The sequence below is a fragment of the Jeotgalibaca sp. PTS2502 genome, from assembly GCF_001975685.1.
In the GTDB taxonomy this organism is placed as follows: domain Bacteria; phylum Bacillota; class Bacilli; order Lactobacillales; family Aerococcaceae; genus Jeotgalibaca; species Jeotgalibaca arthritidis.
On the sequence record NZ_CP019433.1, the window covers coordinates 2,082,368 to 2,101,149 of the forward strand.

At 39.5% G+C, this 18,782-nt stretch carries 16 protein-coding genes; 12 read left to right on the forward strand and 4 right to left on the reverse strand.

Features of this window, described 5'->3' with window-relative positions:
• Nucleotides 1-112 precede the first annotated feature (112 nt).
• Nucleotides 113-1,741 carry a glycoside hydrolase family 13 protein gene (locus BW721_RS10440; RefSeq protein WP_076768406.1) on the forward strand — a complete coding sequence of 543 codons (1,629 nt, stop codon included), beginning with the start codon at nucleotides 113-115 and terminating at the stop codon, nucleotides 1,739-1,741.
• Nucleotides 1,742-1,830: 89 nt separating this feature from the next.
• On the opposite strand, the gene BW721_RS10445 is transcribed toward BW721_RS10440, so the two are convergent.
• A complete protein-coding gene (locus BW721_RS10445) occupies nucleotides 1,831-2,682 on the reverse strand; it encodes a DegV family protein (RefSeq protein ID WP_076768407.1) in 852 nt (283 codons plus the stop codon).
• A gap of 103 nt (nucleotides 2,683-2,785) precedes the next feature.
• Between BW721_RS10445 and BW721_RS10450 the strand changes: the two genes are divergently transcribed.
• The 3 genes from BW721_RS10450 (at nucleotide 2,786) to BW721_RS10460 (ending at nucleotide 6,357) form a co-directional block, all read left to right on the forward strand.
• Nucleotides 2,786-4,978 carry a DNA topoisomerase III gene (locus BW721_RS10450; protein ID WP_076768408.1) on the forward strand — a complete coding sequence of 731 codons (2,193 nt, stop codon included), beginning with the start codon at nucleotides 2,786-2,788 and terminating at the stop codon, nucleotides 4,976-4,978.
• A gap of 267 nt (nucleotides 4,979-5,245) precedes the next feature.
• Nucleotides 5,246-5,623: a DUF1622 domain-containing protein gene (locus BW721_RS10455; protein ID WP_076768409.1), complete on the forward strand. Its 378-nt coding sequence runs from the start codon at nucleotides 5,246-5,248 to the stop codon at nucleotides 5,621-5,623.
• Nucleotides 5,624-5,625: 2 nt separating this feature from the next.
• Entirely contained in the window at nucleotides 5,626-6,357 is a 732-nt protein-coding gene (locus BW721_RS10460) for a 16S rRNA pseudouridine(516) synthase (RefSeq protein WP_076768410.1), read from the forward strand.
• Between the two features lie 35 nt (nucleotides 6,358-6,392).
• On the opposite strand, the gene BW721_RS10465 is transcribed toward BW721_RS10460, so the two are convergent.
• Nucleotides 6,393-7,661 carry an AI-2E family transporter gene (locus tag BW721_RS10465; protein WP_076768411.1) on the reverse strand — a complete coding sequence of 423 codons (1,269 nt, stop codon included), beginning with the start codon at nucleotides 7,659-7,661 and terminating at the stop codon, nucleotides 6,393-6,395.
• Nucleotides 7,662-7,794: 133 nt separating this feature from the next.
• On the opposite strand from BW721_RS10465, the gene BW721_RS10470 reads away from it, so the two are divergent.
• A complete protein-coding gene (locus BW721_RS10470; protein WP_076768412.1) occupies nucleotides 7,795-8,403 on the forward strand; it encodes a cob(I)yrinic acid a,c-diamide adenosyltransferase in 609 nt (202 codons plus the stop codon).
• 82 nt (nucleotides 8,404-8,485) lie between these two features.
• Nucleotides 8,486-9,361, forward strand: a complete 876-nt coding sequence (locus tag BW721_RS10475; RefSeq protein WP_076768413.1) for a glucose 1-dehydrogenase — start codon at nucleotides 8,486-8,488, stop codon at nucleotides 9,359-9,361.
• A 48-nt stretch (nucleotides 9,362-9,409) separates the two neighbouring features.
• Here the strand turns inward: BW721_RS10475 and BW721_RS10480 are convergent, their stop codons facing one another.
• Entirely contained in the window at nucleotides 9,410-10,960 is a 1,551-nt protein-coding gene (locus tag BW721_RS10480; protein WP_076768414.1) for an NAD(P)H-hydrate dehydratase, read from the reverse strand.
• Between the two features lie 478 nt (nucleotides 10,961-11,438).
• Here BW721_RS10480 and BW721_RS10485 point away from each other — a divergent pair, with 478 nt between their 5' ends.
• From BW721_RS10485 to BW721_RS10495, 3 genes are all read left to right on the forward strand, one after another.
• Nucleotides 11,439-12,731: a uracil-xanthine permease family protein gene (locus tag BW721_RS10485; RefSeq protein ID WP_076768415.1), complete on the forward strand. Its 1,293-nt coding sequence runs from the start codon at nucleotides 11,439-11,441 to the stop codon at nucleotides 12,729-12,731.
• Between the two features lie 95 nt (nucleotides 12,732-12,826).
• On the forward strand, nucleotides 12,827-13,405 hold the full coding sequence (locus BW721_RS10490) for a 5' nucleotidase, NT5C type (protein WP_076768416.1): 579 nt from the start codon (nucleotides 12,827-12,829) through the stop codon (nucleotides 13,403-13,405).
• 83 nt (nucleotides 13,406-13,488) lie between these two features.
• The gene (locus BW721_RS10495; protein ID WP_076768417.1) at nucleotides 13,489-14,196 is read left to right on the forward strand and encodes a zinc metallopeptidase; all 708 of its coding nucleotides are present in this window, start codon (nucleotides 13,489-13,491) and stop codon (nucleotides 14,194-14,196) included.
• Nucleotides 14,197-14,733: 537 nt separating this feature from the next.
• Here BW721_RS10495 and BW721_RS10500 read toward each other — a convergent pair.
• On the reverse strand, nucleotides 14,734-16,266 hold the full coding sequence (locus tag BW721_RS10500; RefSeq protein ID WP_076768418.1) for a polysaccharide deacetylase family protein: 1,533 nt from the start codon (nucleotides 16,264-16,266) through the stop codon (nucleotides 14,734-14,736).
• A gap of 141 nt (nucleotides 16,267-16,407) precedes the next feature.
• Here BW721_RS10500 and BW721_RS11870 point away from each other — a divergent pair, with 141 nt between their 5' ends.
• The 3 genes from BW721_RS11870 to BW721_RS10510 all read left to right on the forward strand — a co-directional run bounded on the left by BW721_RS11870 (nucleotide 16,408) and on the right by BW721_RS10510 (nucleotide 18,606).
• Nucleotides 16,408-16,593 carry a hypothetical protein gene (locus BW721_RS11870; protein ID WP_156892245.1) on the forward strand — a complete coding sequence of 62 codons (186 nt, stop codon included), beginning with the start codon at nucleotides 16,408-16,410 and terminating at the stop codon, nucleotides 16,591-16,593.
• Between the two features lie 790 nt (nucleotides 16,594-17,383).
• Nucleotides 17,384-17,890: a hypothetical protein gene (locus tag BW721_RS10505; protein ID WP_076768419.1), complete on the forward strand. Its 507-nt coding sequence runs from the start codon at nucleotides 17,384-17,386 to the stop codon at nucleotides 17,888-17,890.
• An 11-nt stretch (nucleotides 17,891-17,901) separates the two neighbouring features.
• Nucleotides 17,902-18,606: a hypothetical protein gene (locus tag BW721_RS10510; RefSeq protein ID WP_076768420.1), complete on the forward strand. Its 705-nt coding sequence runs from the start codon at nucleotides 17,902-17,904 to the stop codon at nucleotides 18,604-18,606.
• Nucleotides 18,607-18,782: the final 176 nt, after the last annotated feature.

An 18,782-nucleotide genomic window follows, 5' to 3' on the forward strand; every position in this document is an offset into this window, starting at 1 on the left:
AGGGAGCTTGGAAATGACAAACTTAATTTTTAATGAAGAAGTTAAGCGACCGCTTGCAAGGGGTTCGATGGTCGCTTATCATGGAGGTATTAAATGAAAATGAGGTCTTAGTATGTTAGAAAAATGGTGGCACCAATCTGTGGTGTATCAAATTTACCCCCGAAGCTTTCAAGACAGTAACCATGATGGCATTGGCGATATAAGAGGAATTATTTCCCGTTTAGATTATTTAAAGGGATTAGGAATTGACGTTATTTGGTTGAGTCCCGTTTACCAATCACCTAATGATGATAATGGTTATGATATTAGTGATTACCAAGCCATCCATCCCGACTTCGGCACGATGGCAGATATGGATGACTTAATCCAACAAGCCAAAGAACGCGGTATTCGTATCGTGATGGATTTAGTGGTTAATCATACATCTGACGAGCACAAGTGGTTTGTCGAAGCTAGAAAAAATAAGGACAATCCTTACCGCGACTACTACGTTTGGCGCGACCCCGTTGACGAAAAAGAACCAAACGGCATGCGGTCAACATTTAGCGGTCCTGCCTGGGAATTTGACGAAGAAACGGGCCAATATTATTTGCATTTATTTAGTAAAAAGCAACCCGACTTGAATTGGGAAAATGAAGCCGTTCGCCGAGAAGTTTACGACATGATGAATTTTTGGATTGATAAAGGTATCGGTGGCTTCCGCATGGATGTCATTGACCTCATCGGAAAAATACCCGATCAAGAAATGACAAGTAATGGGCCAAAACTCCATGATTATTTGCAGGAGATGAACCAACAAACCTTTGGAGCTGCAGATTTATTAACGGTTGGCGAAACATGGGGCGCAACCCCTGAGATTGCCAAAGCTTACTCTCATCCTGACCGTCATGAACTGTCGATGGTCTTTCAATTTGAGCACGTTGGCTTAGACCAGCAGGAAGGTAAAGACAAGTGGGATCTGAAAGCTTTATCGATTCCGGAACTCAAAGCAGTGCTTTCCAAATGGCAAGTATCGCTCGGTGAGGAAGGCTGGAATAGTTTGTTTTGGAACAACCATGACCTGCCGCGGATTGTGTCACGTTGGGGAAATGATGGCGAATACCACCGTCAAAGTGCCAAGATGTTTGCGATTTTGCTGCATATGATGAAGGGGACGCCTTATATTTATCAAGGCGAAGAGATTGGCATGACTAATTATCCAATCGCTGATATTTCTGAAGCCGACGATATTGAAACGATCAATATGTATCATGAACGCCTTGCGGAAGGTTATTCAAAAGAGAGCTTGCTGGCATCTATTAATGCCAAGGGTCGCGATAATGCGCGCCGTCCTGTGCAATGGGATAGCAGTGACCACTCTGGTTTTACAGATGGCACGCCATGGCTGGCGGTTCATCCCAATTATCAAACCATTAATGTGGCTGATAGTTTAGCCGATGAGGATTCTATTTTCTATACCTATCAAAAACTGATTCAGTTGCGCAAAGAACATCCAATTATCGTTTATGGGAGCTATACTTTGTTACTGGAAGAAGATCCAGTTATTTTTGCTTACTTGAGAGAGTATGAAGGGAAACGGTGGTTGGTGTGTGCCAACTTTAGTGAAGAGATTCAAAATCTACAACTAGAAGTGGATGAAACAGAGTCGAAACCGATTATTCAAAATTATCAACGCGACTTTTATGACCTTTCGGAGCTAGTTCTACAACCCTATGAGACATTTGTAGTTGAATTAGACTAAGAGAGTGAATAGAAAGTTGAAAAATCGTTTCTATTCACTCGAAACGACAAAAGGCACACCGAAAGTTAATCGGTGCGACTTTTGTCGTTTCATTTTTCGATACCTGCAATACCAAATGCAGCTGGGCCGCAGTGGCAGCTAATGACGCAACCGGCTTGAACCCAGTCAAAGTGGTGGAAGCCACGTGCGATAAGTGATGCTTCGACAGCTTCTTTAATGCTATCATCTAGCCCAATAGAATAAATCAGATAAAGTTGGCTATTATCTAATTGATAACGAGTAAAATAATCATCGAGTAAATCGTTAACAGCTCGTAACATTTTACCGCGATATTTTTTAGTGGATACCAATTTGCCATCGACTAACTCGATTAATGGCTTGATTTTTAAGAGCTGCGCACCTAAGTATTGGGCGTTCGATACTCGTCCGCCGGCACGCAAATACTCTAGTTGACCAGGTAGAAAGCTTAATCGTGTCTTGGCAACCGTTTGCTCGATGGCAGTGATGAAGTCCTCGAGGGATATGTCCGGCTTTTCTTCTAATAATTTTGCTGCGTAGAGAACGACTGCTCCTAAACCGGCAGTAACGTTTAAGGCGTCAATAAAATGAATATTTTCAAATTCTTCTCCTGCGATCAAGGCATTTTGGAATGAGGATGATGCTTTAGACGTGTAGCCAATATGAACGATGGTAGCATCAGGATGTTCTTGGCGAATCTCGCTGAACAATGCCTCATATTCATTGGGGTTGGTCGAAGTTGTTGACGGGATTTTTTTCGTTTTGTCGTAATAGTCAAAAATAGCAGTGACTGGAAAATGGCCATCCTTGTAGTCGATGTCATCCATAATCACATGCATGGGAACAACGCGAATCGGGTAATGCTTGATAAGTGATTCTGATAAATCTGCACCACTTTCGGTGGTAAGAATAATGTTACGCATAATGTCTCCTTTGGCTATTAAGCCGATGTTTTTTTAAATCATACCATTCTTTTTTGTGCTATAGTAGTAAAGATTAGAGCAAGTGATAAGGAGTTTTTAAATCATGACAAAATCATTAGTTTTAGCTGAAAAACCCTCTGTTGCTAGAGATATTGCAAAGGTTTTAAACTGCAATAAGCAGGGTAACGGCTTTTTAGAAGGTGCACAATACGTGGTGACTTGGGCGCTTGGTCATTTGGTGACGCTAGCCGAGCCTGAACACTACGATCAAAAATACAAAACATGGCAGCTAAATGACTTGCCCATGCTTCCTAAAGACTTAGAATTGACGGTTATTCGTCAAACCAATAAACAGTTTCAAGCTGTCAAAAAGCAACTGCAACGTCAAGATATTACGCAAATCATTATCGCAACGGATGCCGGCCGTGAAGGGGAATTGGTTGCACGCTGGATTCTTGAAAAAGCAAAAGTTCGTAAACCAATCAAGCGTTTGTGGATTTCCTCGGTTACTGATAAAGCCATTAAAGAAGGCTTTAGCCGTTTGAAACCAGGTAAAGACTACGACAATCTTTATCAATCAGCTGTTGCGCGTTCAGAAGCAGACTGGTATGTGGGCTTGAATGCAACGCGCGCGTTGACGACTAAGTTCAATGCCCAACTCAATGCTGGCCGTGTGCAAACGCCGGTCGTTGCAATGATTGCCAAACGCGAAGAAGACATCAATCAATTCAAACCGAAAACCTATTATGGAATCAAAGCTGTTACAGAAGACGGTATGACCTTAATTTGGCGAGACAGCCAAACGAAACAAACCCGCTCCTTTGACCGTGAAAAAGTAGAGAAGTTAGTTCAGAAAATTGGTCAACAGCCACTAACCGTTTCGGCTGTCACGAGAAAAGAAAAGAAAAGTTACTCGCCAGGTCTCTATGACTTGACCGAATTACAGCGTGATGCCAACCGTTTATTTGGCTATTCGGCTAAAGAAACGCTGACAACTATGCAGAGTTTATATGAGCGCCATAAAGTATTGACTTACCCAAGAACGGATTCGCGCTATTTATCGGCGGATATTGTTGCGACCATTCCTGACCGTTTAAGAACGATTGCCACTCCGCAGTACCGCAGTCTAGCAAACAAGGTCATGAGTAAGCCGATTAAAGCCAATTCGTCCTTTGTTGACGATAAAAAAGTATCCGACCACCATGCGATTATTCCAACTGAACAATCGATTCCTTTGCAAAAATTGTCAGACCGCGAGCGTAAAATTTATGACCTAGTCGTGAAACGCTTTATCGCAGTCATGCTGCCACCGGAAATTTGGGAACAGGTGACCATTGAAGCAGAGAGCAGCGGTGAACAGTTTATCGCCAAAGGGAAAACCGTTCTGCAAGCTGGTTGGCGAGAAGTCTATGATAACCAAGCCGATGATAACTCTGACGACGATGATATCAAAGAACAAGTTCTACCTAAAATTGAAAAAGGAAACACACTAGCTTTATCTTATGTGTCCCAAACCAATGGTCAAACCAAGCCACCAGCACCATTTACGGAAGCCACACTCTTATCGGCTATGGAAAATCCAACCCAGTATATGGCGTCTAATGACAAAAAAATCAGCCAAACGCTGAAAGAAACAGGCGGATTAGGAACTGTAGCAACGCGGGCGGATATCATCGACAAGCTATTTAGTTCCTTTATGATTGAAAAAAGAGGAACAGCAATCCATACAACCGGAAAAGGACGCCAACTATTGGAGCTTGTACCAGCAGATTTAAAGTCAGCTGAACTAACGGGCGAATGGGAATTGAAACTAGAAAAAATTGCTAAAGGGCAGTTGAAAAAAGATAGCTTTATCAATGAGATGAAAGACTATGCCAAAGCAATTGTTTCTGAAATTAAAGCCAGTGATGCTAACTTTAAACATGATAACCTCACTCATAAGCTATGCCCAGACTGTGGCAAGCCTATGCTAGAAGTCAATGGCAAGCGTGGAAAAATGTTAGTTTGCCAAGACCGTGAATGCGGCCATCGCAAGAGCCTCTCTCGATTGACCAATGCCAGATGTCCTGTTTGTCACAAAAAACTGGAAATGGTTGGTGAAGGAGACGGTCAGATGTTTGTCTGCAAGTGTGGTCACCGTGAGAAGCTGTCTGCCTTCCAAGAACGCCGGAAACATTCAGGTGGTAAAAAAGCAGATAAGCGTGATGTGCAAAAATATCTGAAAAACCAGCAAAAAGATGAACCAGTCAACAACGCTATGTTTGAAGCCTTGAAAAAACTACAATTAGATGACTAACAAAAAAGCATTTGGACTAGCCGTCCAAATGCTTTTTTGTCCAAGCGTGTAAGATACAGCTAGATAAAATGAGCTGTATCTTACATCTCACAGCCCCAATGTAACTTACAGGCGAGTATTAGGGAGCTGTATCTTACATTTACACCACCCAATGTAAGATACAGCGCTCAAATTATTTCTGTACGGTACATTCAGTCATATTTTTACTACTAACATTCTCTTTGAACAGGTACAATGGAATCAAAATGGCTGAAAGGTGGTGCAATCATGGACTTACATCATTTTTTGGAAATGATTATTCCAATATTAGTAAGTTTGATTGAAATTGTAGGTGTATTAGTTGTTGTTTATGGCGTAGGCCGCTCTATTTTGCTATTTATACTGGCAGGTGGGGACTTGATGGTCAGTGATCCCAAGTTGGACTTGGCCAAAGCCCTCGCTTACAGCTTGGAGTTTAAATTGGCAGCTGAAATTCTAAAATCAGTTGTGGTTCATACCCTAGATGAATTTATTAATTTGGCGGCGATTGTCTTTTTACGCGTGATTCTAACCTTTGTGATTCATTGGGAAATTGAATCTAGCGAAAAAAGTGCTGCTATTGAACACAAAAATCTAGGTCAGCGCTTCAAAAAGAAAGGGGATTAAGTTTGCGAGTTGATAAAGTATTAGAAGAAAGACAATTCGGATCACGCAAAACGGTCAAGCGTCTCATCCAACAAAAACGTGTAAAAGTGGATGGTATCGCCATCACAAATGGGAGTTTCAATGTTGAACAAACCATTCACCAATTGACTGTGGATGATGATCTCATCGCGATTCCGCCTCACCGCTATTATATGTTGCATAAACCAAATGGTGTTGTGACTGCTAAAACAGATGCCAATTGCCAGACCATTTTTGACCTCATTTCGGATGATGATCAAAACGATCAGCTCTATCCAGTCGGACGACTAGATCGTGATACTGAAGGCTTGCTATTGGTTACCGATAACGGACAGCTCGGCTATCAGCTACTTTCGCCCGATAAAAAAGTCGAAAAAGTTTACGAAGCCACTATTAATGCCATCGTAACTGAAGCTGACGTTACGGCTTTCGCTGAGGGTATTGTCTTTATCGGTGGTGAAAAATGCCAGCCAGCCAAGCTTGAAATTTTGAATGATCACAGCACTTATAGCCACGTTCGTGTCACCATCCAAGAAGGTAAATTCCACCAAGTGAAAAAAATGTTTCTCGCCTGTGGCAAAAAACTAACCTATTTGAAACGAGTCGAAATGGGACCACTTGTGCTCGACCCACATGTAAGAGTCGGCGAATATCGCCCATTAACGACAAACGAGCTTCTCGCATTAAAACCCTATTTTCGCTACAAAACAACATAAAAAGGATGCTGAGACAAAATCCCAGCATCCTTTGTCTATTCATCTTCTTTTTCACTAGTCTCTTCAGACTCATCAGCAATCACATTACCGTTAGCATCTGTTTGAACCGTGTCGCCAGCTAAGTCAGGATCAATCACATAAGGCCCGTCAGCCATAGCATAGTAGCGGTTGTAACGTTTTTTGAATTTCTCAAAGAAGTATTCGAGCAACACTTTAATAATCGCGAACAAAGGTACACCTAAAATCATTCCAACAATACCTAACAAATTACCCATGATGAGTAAGACAATGATAATCGTCAATGGATGCATCTTCAATGTTTTACCCATAATACTTGGTTCGATGACATTACCTTGAATGAATTGTGCAATCACCCAAACAATGGCCATCTTGAGTAACATAAAAGGTGAGGTAAAGGCTGCTACAATTAAAGCAGGTATGATCCCAATTGTTGCTCCGATATAAGGGATAATCGCCGTTACAGTTGCAATAATAGCTAATACAAAGGCGTAATCTAATCCGATAATCAAATATCCGGCTAAGAGCAAGACACCTAAACTTAATGCTACTAATGATTCACCGACAATATATGACCCCACCACATTTGTCATACGGTTAGATAGGACAGTCACATCATGACGGAAAATGGGAGGCAGGTATGACATCACAAAGGGATGGAATTTACCACGTTCTGATAGCATAAAGAATAGAATGATCGGGAAAGTCACAATGACAACAAAGACATTGGAAATCGTTGAGAAGACATTAACAATTTTTTGTGATGAATTACTAACCCAATCCCAGATCATGGATGGAATGTCGCCGACAATACTATTGAGGTTTTCAACACCATCATCGTAGTAGGATTCAAAAATACTACCTGATGCAAAATTTTCTATATTTTTAGTTAAAGCATCAATATAGTCGGGAAAATCACCCACAAAATTAGTGATTTGATCAACTAAAACAGGAACTAGTAAAATAAGTCCATAGGCCAATAATAAAATAAAGGCCACAAAGACAATGGCTGTTCCAATAGTTCGATTGAGTCCTTTTTTTTCTAGCCAAGTAACAAGCGGGTTAAGGATATGGAAAAAGACGACAGCTAAAATAATGGGCGCTATAATTGTAGAGAAAATTACTTGAAGTGGGCGGAAAATAAATGATATATGATTAAAAATCATAATCAAAACGCCAAGCATAATAAGTGCAGCAAATGTAAAGATGAGCTTTTTCCCACCCCAAAATTTGATAAAGCGCATATCGTCTTTTTCAGATTGAATCCTATCACGATTTTTTTCCATAAAAGACACCTCTTTTTTATATAATGATACTGTTAGTTTAACATAGTCCCTCTAAAAACTTCTCATCCCAAGGTCGCAGATATCGCCTAAACATCAAAAATAACATACAATAGTGAGAAAGGAGTTGTATAAAATGAGCTATTCTATTTATACCCGAACAGGGGACAAAGGAAAAACAAGAATTGGTGGCGGAAAAGCTGTTGAAAAAAACAACGCGCGTATCCATGCGTTTGGTGAGGTCGATCATATTAATTCATGGTGTGGTGTTCTAGAAGCGAAACTAAGCCAAGATGACCAAGCTACCGATATACAATCGGATATTCGGAACATCCAACAATTTTTATTTGACTGTACGTCAGATTTATCCGTACCAAGAGGTCACCGAGAAGATAAGATTACAGCAAGTCATATTGAGTGGTTAGAAGGGCTGATTGATCGCTACAGCACTGAACCACCAGAAACTATGTACTTTATTATTCCGGGTGGAACCGAAGCATCATCGTGGGCACATGTTCTAAGAACCACTACCCGCAATGCCGAACGTGTTATCGTAACCTTTATGCAAGATGAGCCAAATGAAGTCAATCCGTTTGTTTTAACCTTTATTAACCGTCTATCCGATTACTTTTTTATCATTGCTCGTGTATTGAATGTTCGCCACAATCAAGTGGATGTTCCCTACGAACGCAGCGAAAAAGTATTCCACGTTTCTAAAGAAACAAGAGACGCAGATAAAGACTAATTAACCATATCGTTAGTCATTTCCAACTATTATTGCTACAATTTTCATGTAACAGTGAAGCAAACGAATAGGAGGAAACGACATGACGGATAAAGAAAAAGACATAATTGAAACAGAAGAGCCGAAAAAAGGGTACTTCCAAGACGATGACAGTCACGCTATGAGTCCCGAAGAACAAATCGACAATCCTTATTACCGAGCTGCTAACAAGTTAGAGGGGAAGGTTGCTGTGATTACCGGTGCTGATAGCGGGATTGGTGCAGCAGCAGCGGTTGCCTTCGCCAAAGAAGGAGCGAAGTTAGTCCTCACTGATTTAGATAATGAGGCCGATGCAGAGAAAACACGCCAGCTATGCGAAAAATATGGAGCGGAAGTCTTGTGGCTAACGGGTGACGTTGGTGATGAAGCATTTGCAGCTGAGATTGTCAGTCGTACTGTTGAACATTTTGGCGATATCGATATTTTAGTCAACAATGCTGCCCAACAACTAGAGCAAGAATCAATCTTGGATATTAGCGCAGCCCAGTTAGACCGAACATTCCGTACCAATATATTTGCCATGTTTTATTTAGTGAAGGCGGCCTTAAAGCATTTGGCTAAGGGCGCAAGCATCATCAATACAGCATCCATTACTGCCTACCGTGGATCGCCCAAGCTGCTTGACTACGCATCAACAAAAGGTGCCATCGTTGCCTTTACCCGGTCTCTAGCCCTTAACGATGAGATTACTGAACGTAAAATCCGCGTTAATGCCGTAGCACCAGGCCCAATTTGGACACCACTTATTCCAGCAACAGTCGGTCGTACGAAAGAGGAACACGGTGGCAGCCAGCCACTAGGTCGTGCCGGCGAATCGTACGAGTGTGCGCCAGCCTATGTTTACCTAGCAAGCGATGATTCCAGTTATGTGACTGGTCAAACCATCCACATTAACGGCGGCGAAGTCGTTAATGGCTAGAAAAAGATGCAGTAGAAATCGAATGACTGATTTCTACTGCATCTTTTTTTATTTCTTCAAAACAACATGCAAGGCTTCGATAATATCGGATGCCATCATGCTGTATTCATTTTTTTCTTTGGCAGCTTGATCGCCAGCTAAACCATGGATATAAACGGCTAGCTTGGCTGCTTCAAATGGTTCTAACCCTTGAGCAAGCAAGCCAGCAATAATACCCGTTAAAACATCACCACTGCCAGCAGTTGCCATACCGCTATTACCTGAATCATTGATATAACGTTCATGATCATGGGTCACAATCGTTCGGGCATCTTTAATCGCATAAATCAGACTAGAATCCTTCGCACACTGGTCAGCTGTCGTTAATAAATTGTCTTGTAAGTCAGATATGCTTCGATCCATTAAACGAGCAAGCTCTTTTAAGTGCGGTGTAATAATAGATTGGGCGGGCAATGTATTTGAGAACTCATTTAAACGCACACAAGTATTGTTGCGCAATAATGGGAACGTATCGTAGTAATTCGAAATCACATTAATCGCATCTGCATCAAAAACAACGGGATTTTCGACATATAAGGTAACTAAGTCAAGCAGTTGATGACTTGTTTCTTGAATGCCAATCCCTGGTCCAATCACGACGGTATCAGAGCGCAAGATGGCTTCTTTGATTTTATTTTTTTCATCAACATCATTAAGCATGTCAGGATTATAAGTAGTTAAAACAGCTTCTGGAACTTGAGCTTGGATAATATTGCGGTTTGATTCAGTTGTTAATACTTCGACAAAACCTGCGCCAGTTCGGTAAGCTGCCTTAGCTGAAAGGTAAGCTGCACCACTCATATTTTCAGAACCTGCAATGACTAAGACACGGCCAAAAGTCCCTTTATTAGAATAAGCTTTTCGACGAGGCACTGTAGCTAAATCGGATTGATCATAACTATAGTAGTGTGAGGACACAGATTCCATTGCAACTGGAGGAAAGCCAATGTCAGCAATGCTGACTTCGCCACAGTAGTCACTTCCAGGGAATAACAATTGCCCAATTTTACTGTAACCAAAGCTAATGGTATAGTCAGCTTGCACAGCGACTTTCATGACTGTACCATTGTCAGCCGAAATACCAGTTGGCATATCCACCGCAAAAACTAAACCTTCGTGTTCGTTTATTTTGTTTACGACGGTCATATAGTCATCACTTAGATCAGCCTGCAAGCCAATCCCAATAAGGGCATCGACAACTATTGTGTAATTACTAATATTAATTTCATCAATAGAGTCCCAAATAACCATATCTAACTTTTCAATAATCGCCATTTGTTTTGCTGTTTCTGTTGTTAATGAGGACTCTTTACCTGCAAAAAAGACATCCACTTGGTAACCTCGATTTAAAAGGATTCGGGCAATAGCCATGCCGTCACCACCGTTATTGCCGCTGCCACAAGCAACTAGGATAATGTCTTCTTGGCTAATATGGTCAGCCATATGATGAACCACTTGGTTAGCAGCATTTTCCATTAAGACCAATGACGGTATCCCAATCGTTTCAATTGCATAATCGTCAATTTGTTTCATTTGCTGGCTATCTACAATTTTTTTCATCTACATACAACTCCTATTTTTCGTTCATTTTCATTATAACACTTGAATCCGATCAAATAAATTTATCTCCCTTTAACTTAAAAAAGGTAAAAAGAAATAGAGCCCTAAAAAGAGCTCTAGCTTAATTATTTATTAGGATTAGGTTGAAGGAGGAAGTTGCAGCTTCCATTTCAGGTTAATCAGAAAAATATCAGGTTTGACTATATATTACTGGAAAGATGTGAAGACTTCTTGAAAGTATTGTAATAGTTTAGCGAAAGTTTGATTAAAATTTATAAAAAGTATTCTCACAAAAAAAGATAAGTTATTGTTTTAACAAAATCATTCTGTTATACTAATCAAAGCAAAATCCTTTAAGCTGATCCAGAGAGATCAAGAAGGGTACAAATTCCATATTTGATACCACTAATAGGCCCTTTTGCGAATTTATTCAAAAAGAGAGGCATTTTTTTATGCCCAAAATTAGGAGGAAGTCAATATGGCGATTAATACAAAACCCTTATTATTAGATGTGGATGAGAAGCCACCCGTACTAAAAGGTATTTTATTGAGTTTTCAACATGTTTTTGCAATGTTTGGAGCAACAATTTTAGTTCCGTTAATTTTAGGAATGCCTGTTTCTGTTGCTTTGTTTGCAAGTGGAATCGGAACGCTTATTTATCAAATTGCTACAAAAGCGAAAGTTCCTGTTTATTTAGGCTCATCGTTTGCCTACATTACAGCGATGGCCGTAGCCATTGAACAAATGGGTGGCGACATTAGCGCTGCTCAAACAGGTGTGATTCTTGTTGGTTTCGTTTATGTGGTTGCTGCCATTTTAGTTAAGTTAGTCGGAACAAAATGGATTGATACCTTATTACCACCGATTGTTATCGGACCGATGATTATGGTTATCGGTCTAGGATTAGCTAACTCTGCTGTGACTAATTCAGGCTTTGTCAGCGGGGGCGACTGGCGTAATATTTTTGTTGCAGTCGTAACTTTTCTGATTACCGCATTTGTTAACACAAAAGGAAAAGGCTTCTTCAAAATTATCCCATTCCTATGTGGTGTTATTGGTGGTTATATCGTTGCTATGATGGTTGGTATTGTTGATTTAGCACCAATCGGACAAGCAAACTGGTTTGAATTGCCACAGTTTTACCTGCCCTTTAAAACAGAATATTTCCAAAGCTACCGTTTATACTTTGGTCCTGAAGCCCTAGCTATTATCCCGGTTGCATTAGTAACCATTTCAGAACATATCGGTGACCACACAGTATTAAGTAAAATTTGTAACCGTCAATTTTTAAAAGAACCTGGTTTATCACGCACCTTAATTGGTGATGGCGTAGCTTCACTTGTATCAGCTACTATTGGTGGACCTGCTAATACGACTTATGGTGAGAATACAGGAATAATTGGAATGACGCGTATCGCATCTGTATCGGTTATTCGTAACGCAGCTATCTTTGCTATGATTATGAGTTTCTTAGGTAAATTTACTGCTCTTATTTCAACCATTCCTAATGCTGTTTTAGGTGGGATGTCAATCTTGTTATACGGTGTTATCGCAAGTAACGGATTGAAAGTGTTGATTGAAGAACAAGTTGATTTTGGTAAAATTCGTAACTTAATTATTGCTAGCTCGATGTTAGTATTGGGATTAGGTGGCGCAACATTGGATATGGGCTATCTATCATTATCAGGAACGGCATTGAGTGCGCTGGCAGGTATTATCTTAAACCTTGTTTTACCTCATGAAGAAGATTATCAAGCAGAAGGAAAATAAATTTTGGAAAGCTGGCTCTAATAGGAGCTAGCTTTTTTGTCTTCTCTCTCACTGTGGTATAATAGTGAGAGAGAAAAATTTGAAGGGATGGTTCCATGGGAAAACGCTTGAGTATTGCCATTGATATGGATGATGTGTTGTGTCAAACGACAGAACGTTTGATCGAACGATTTAACGCTCATTTTCAGCAGCAACTAAGTGCAGATGATCTCGGACACATGATGAAAAAAAGCGAATTACCTAAAGAAATGATACAGTTTGTTTTAGGGGAGTTTAATCAGCCGGGATTTGCCCGTAAATTGGAAGTCAAAGAAAATGCCGTTGAAGTTGTTCGTGCTTTAAATGATCAGTATGATGTCTATATTGCCACCGCAGCAATGGAAGTTCCTGGAACTTTTACCGATAAATTTCATTGGTTAGAAGATCATTTTCCATTTCTAGATCCTCATTATTTTATTTTTTGTGGCAACAAAGAGGTTGTTCGTGCCGATTATTTAATTGATGATACAGTTAAACAGCTGCATCAATTTAAGGGGACGGGTATTTTATACACAGCTCACTTTAATCGAGGGTTGGAGACTCCCTTTAAACGAGTGGATCAATGGTCTGATGTTTACGATCATTTTATTAAGCAATTTGACGAACGTCTAACAGAAAGGGCAAAATTTAACTAATCCCTAATAAAAAAGTCATCAAATCGTCTTATTTTAAGCGTATAATTATTTTATAAAAGCGAACCTTAAGGGAGGAGAACACTATGCCATTATTTTTTCCAATGGACAGCACCTATATTTTGGTGATGATTGGTTTAGTTATTTCGCTTGCAGCACAAGCTTATGTGAAAAGTAGTTTTTCAAAATACAGTAAAGAATTGAGTAGAAAAGGCTATACAGCAACTCAAGCAGCGCGCTATATTCTTGAAAAATCTGGTATTCGTGATGTGAGTGTGGAGCGGATTGCAGGGGATCTAACAGACCATTATGATTCAAGAAATAAAGTCTTACGACTATCAGATGCGACAGCACAATCAACATCGGTTGCAGCTATTGGGGTAGCAGCTCATGAAGTGGGGCATGCTATTCAAGACCAAGAGAACTATATTCCGTTGCGTGCTCGTGCCGCTTTGGTACCAGTTGTTAATATTGGACAATCTATTTCAATGCCAATGATTTTAATTGGATTCTTTTTGAACAGTAACTCATCATACTTCTTGATTCAATTAGGATTGTTACTATTTTCATTGACCTTTATTTTTCAAGTGGTGACATTACCGGTTGAATTTAATGCATCAAGACGAGCGTTACGTATTTTGAGTAACGGTGGTATTTTAGAGCAAGATGAAGTACCAAAGGCTCGAAAAGTACTGAATGCAGCAGCTCTGACTTATGTTGCAGCGGCGATTATGAGTTTCTTGCAATTACTTCGTTTAGTCTTGCTATTTGGTGGCGGCAGAAGAAGAGATTAGCCTAAAAAAGCTTGAGCAATTGCTCAAGCTTTTTTTGTAGTATAAGGGATTATAAATTAAACGCTGATAGGACGCAGTTGGTTAACGTTTTGTCTCTAGATTTTATGAGGGTGAGTGGGAATAATGCTGATACTTTTGAATGCGACGGGTGGAAAAGAGTCACAAACGCATGCCACTGGGTTCATACTGTGGGATGAACCAGAATTCGTGTTCCATCGTGCACATACCACCGTATGAGTCAGAATTCGTGTTCCATCATGCACGTATCACTGTATGAACCAGAATATGGTGGTTTCAAGTTTATTCTACAGTACTCACCCCGTGGGGTGAGTTTGTAGCCACAAAATTTGTGTGCAACCACTTGCCCAGCTGTTTTGATGAAAATCTCGTGGAGATTTTCGACATCCTCTCAAAGCACAATAAGGAAGGCGAGCCAACGCTCGCCGGATTGGAAGATAAGATCAAAAAGCGGATGCTTTTTCATTTTTATAAGTTCTGTAATATTTAGAATCTAGATTATTTATTCTGGTAAACTCCTTACTTATAATTCCCAAAATGTGGGCCCACGCCTGTGGCTCCTTGTAGTTCTAGTAGTTGGGAGACAGTGACGAAGGTATAGTCTTGGTTTTGGAGATTGGTTAAGATCGTTGGTAGTGCTTGAGCTGTTGCATCATGGATATCATGTAACAAGATGATAGAACCGGGTACGGTTTGTGACGTAACCATCTGATTAATCGCTACTGGATCTTGCGATTGCCAATCAAGTGAGTCAACAGACCACATAATGATTTTCTGACCATAGTTGACTGCTTGGTTAATGACGGAACTATTATACGCGCCATATGGTGGTCGGAACTGTGTTGGATAATACCCGATAATGTCTTTGATGCGCTCGTTTGTAAAGGCGAACTCATTTTGCAGTTGGTCTTGTCCAATTACGGTTAAGTCAGCATGTGTTTGACTATGAGTACCCACTTCATGACCTTCTTGGGCGACTTGTTGGACTAAGTTTGGATAGAAATCGACTTGGTTCCCCAGCATAAAGAAGGTGGCCTTTGCATTAAAAGTTCTTAGGGTTTCCAAAACTTGTTCGGTTACTTTTGGATGGGGACCATCATCAAAAGTAATCGCTACATATTTACCATCTACCTGTGGTCCGGCAGACGGAGGTGGTGTAGGCACGGTGGCTATTTCACCAGATGGTTCTTGATCTTCTGGTTCTTCGGGTTCCTGTTCCTCTTGCTCGACGGATGTTTCTGGCTCTTCAACCACTTCAATCTGTAAGATGTCATGCGCTGTTGTGGTTAAGAGGTGCTCGATTTCGGCGAGTGGAACCTCGATTTGAATATTTCCGACTGCTCCAATGGCGATTTCGTATTTGTCCCAGTAAATCGTAAGTGCATCTTTGGTTATTGTCCATTGTAGCTGGTCGATCTGTTTGAGTGAGTCAGTCAGGGCGTCTTCCCTAAGGTTTTGCTGTAAGTTTTCATCAGCATTTAGTTTGTTGCGAATGAGCTCCTGGAAAGCTGTGTGGTTCTCGTTTTCTATATGAAGGAAATCATACAAGGTATACATTTTATCTTCGGCAATATTGATGACGAATGTTTTTGCTTCAGATATTCCATTAGCACCGCCGTTTATTTCATAGACATTAAAAATGATATTATACATCGTTTCTGAGAGGGGCAGCATCTCAAGCGTAATGTTTAAATCTGCCGGTCGCTCAGAATTTGCAAATTCTTTTACATTTGCTATGAACGTTTCTTTTTTATTGGTGAGCCAAGTTTGTATCGTTTCTGTTAGTGGCTCGCTGTCTGTTGTGAGAGAGTGAATAGCATAGTGGTAAGTGTCTGTGTCCGCCGTTTGAATTTCGAGATGCAGACCGGGATAATTACTTTCGGCGACTTCGACTTGTTCGATTTCAGTCGAATCGGGTTCATCTGGAGTCTCCGGTTCTTCGGTATTTGGTACGTCTGCTTTAAAGAATGAGGGCAAAGTAAAGCCAACGATGAGTATAATAAGTGCTAAAAGACTGAAAAATATTTTTCCACGAGTTGTTAGTTTTTCCATGAATGAAAACCTCCCGAGTAATCGTGTCTATAATATCACTTATAATTTTCGGAATCAATTCATAATATAAGTAAACAAAATTGAGTTTTATGCTACCATGAATGTAAGAAGATGTAGGTTGAGTGCTAGGAAAGAATGAAGTTGAGAGGAGGAGTGATTATCAAGAAAACAGTAGATAAGAAACGGATTGGAATTATCGCGATCATCCTATCGGTATTTGTACTTGGTGCAGCGTCATTATTGAGTAAGAATGTTCAGTCTGAATCCAATATTATTGGAGGAAGCGACGGACCGACGGATATCTGGGTTACAGATGAAGGCGAGTAATTGAGAAGATGAATAGAAGAGACAAAAATTAGTGTCTTATTTTCGATGGGAATCGAAGATAGGACGCTCTATTACTTTAATTCCCTCTTTCAGTAGTTAGACAAAAGATAGTTCGTGGCGAGGGTATGACCAATTCAAAAGATCGCATCAAAAAAGCTCACCGCTAAAAACGCAGGGAGCCTTGATTTAACAAGTTTTCTGCTCTTTTTGTGAGTTTGTCATACTTACATTTAAGACAAACTCAGTCTCTGATGAATCGCTGCTTCAAACTTAATTCGAGATATGCTGTTTAATAAAAGCGATCCATTCTTTCTCTTCTATTGAAGAGGAGAAGAAGTGTTTTGGAATAGCCATAGGCTTTTTCTTTCGCGTGTATAAAAGAATCATTCGCTTTAAAAAACAACTTTATTTATATCACTTCACTGGACACTTCTTTTTCTTTATTCCCATATAAAAGTCCTTCTTCACTAAGTTGTATCACCCTTTCATGAAGTCTCTTACTTAAGCGCCTATATTCTCTCACTTAATTTTACAACTTATCATATTATTTAATTTTTTAAAATATTATTATAGCTATTAATATTTCTAATGTATAATAATCTTAATGCACATAAGTAAACGCTTATTTATTGTGAGGCTAATACTTATAGGAGAGGGTTTGTTTTACGACTAAAAAAAATCGTTTTGTAGTATTTTTTTCTTAGGAATTTTCGCATTCACATCTTTATTTTCTGTTGATCATGTAGAGGCAGCCACAGTTAACGGTGAACGTATAGACTGGAATAGGAGAATGACTCAAGGAGTTGATATAAGTTATCGAATTAATTCTGGGGTAAAATATACAGTTTCTATTCCTAGAGCAGTACAAATGCTGATGTACCCTGGAGGTGGTTTGTCTAACAGACTTATTTTGAGTCAGACATCCTCATATAATGCTTCAAAGATGGATTTCTATCAATATCGAAACACTAATGATGCTGCGGTAGCTAAAACTAAAAACTTTAGAAAAAATTCGAGTGGAAGTTACTATGCAATGCCGGTTGTCACAAAAGATACTTATGATTGGGTGTATGCTGAGGTACATATAAATGATGGTCGTATCTATTCATCAAATGGAACCCAATTATTTTCTAATAGTAAAATACAAGCTGTTTTAATTCACGAGATGCTGCATGGGTATGGTTTAAAGGATTTATATAATTCATCGAATAGAAATTCAATTATGTATGGTTATGTAAGTGGTACAGCTACTGGTTTAACAAGTGATGCCAATAAAGTTCTGAATTCAAAATATTAAGGAGGTATGTCATGTTTAAGAAAATTATTATTACTTTAATCACTATATTAGGTTTAACTGCATGTAGCACTAAGACAGAAAATGAAGCGACTAACAATAATATTGATCTTCCAGAAGATAATGTGATTTTAGAAACAAAAGAAGATGATAAAATAATTATTCCTGTAGATATTGAAAAAAGTTGGGCTTTTGACGTGTCACAACCCGAGGAGATTTTTAAAGATGCAGAATTAGCGGCAGCAGTTCGCATTAACAGCGTAGATGAACTAGGTTTTTTTATTGACCCTAAAGCAAGTTCACCTGTAACTCCTATTCACGTTGATATTATTGATGTACTAAAAGGGGAAATTGAGAATAACGAAGTAACATTCTATCAATGGGGTGGTCTAATTTCTGTACGCCAAGAGATAAACATTTCTGATCCTGAACGTATCAATAAGTATGGATGGGATGAACTAACAGAAGAAGAGTTGGATCAAACATATTTTGATTACAAAGGGGAAGATTTTTTTGATTTTATTCCTGGAAATGAGTATGTAGTAACGTTGCAACAAGATGAGGTTACTGGAGATTTGTACCTTGGTGCTAATGGTTATGATGTCTTTATTCATTCCGAAAATAATATAGCAAATTTTTCAAGTTCAAAGGATGCAGTACTGACTAATGTTTTGACAGATAACGAAATCACTTTGTCAAAAATAGATGATCTAGAGTAAATAAATTTGTGGACATGTAACTATGAATTTATACCCAAGGCAAGTTTCTTCCTGAAAAAGGACTTGATCTTGGGTTTTTGTCTTTTTAAAAGAGGTTTTGCGTAGCAATGCTATCTTAAACATTTCTTTGAACAAATAAAATGTTTTGAGTTTGTTTCAATTCTTATTGTGACAAA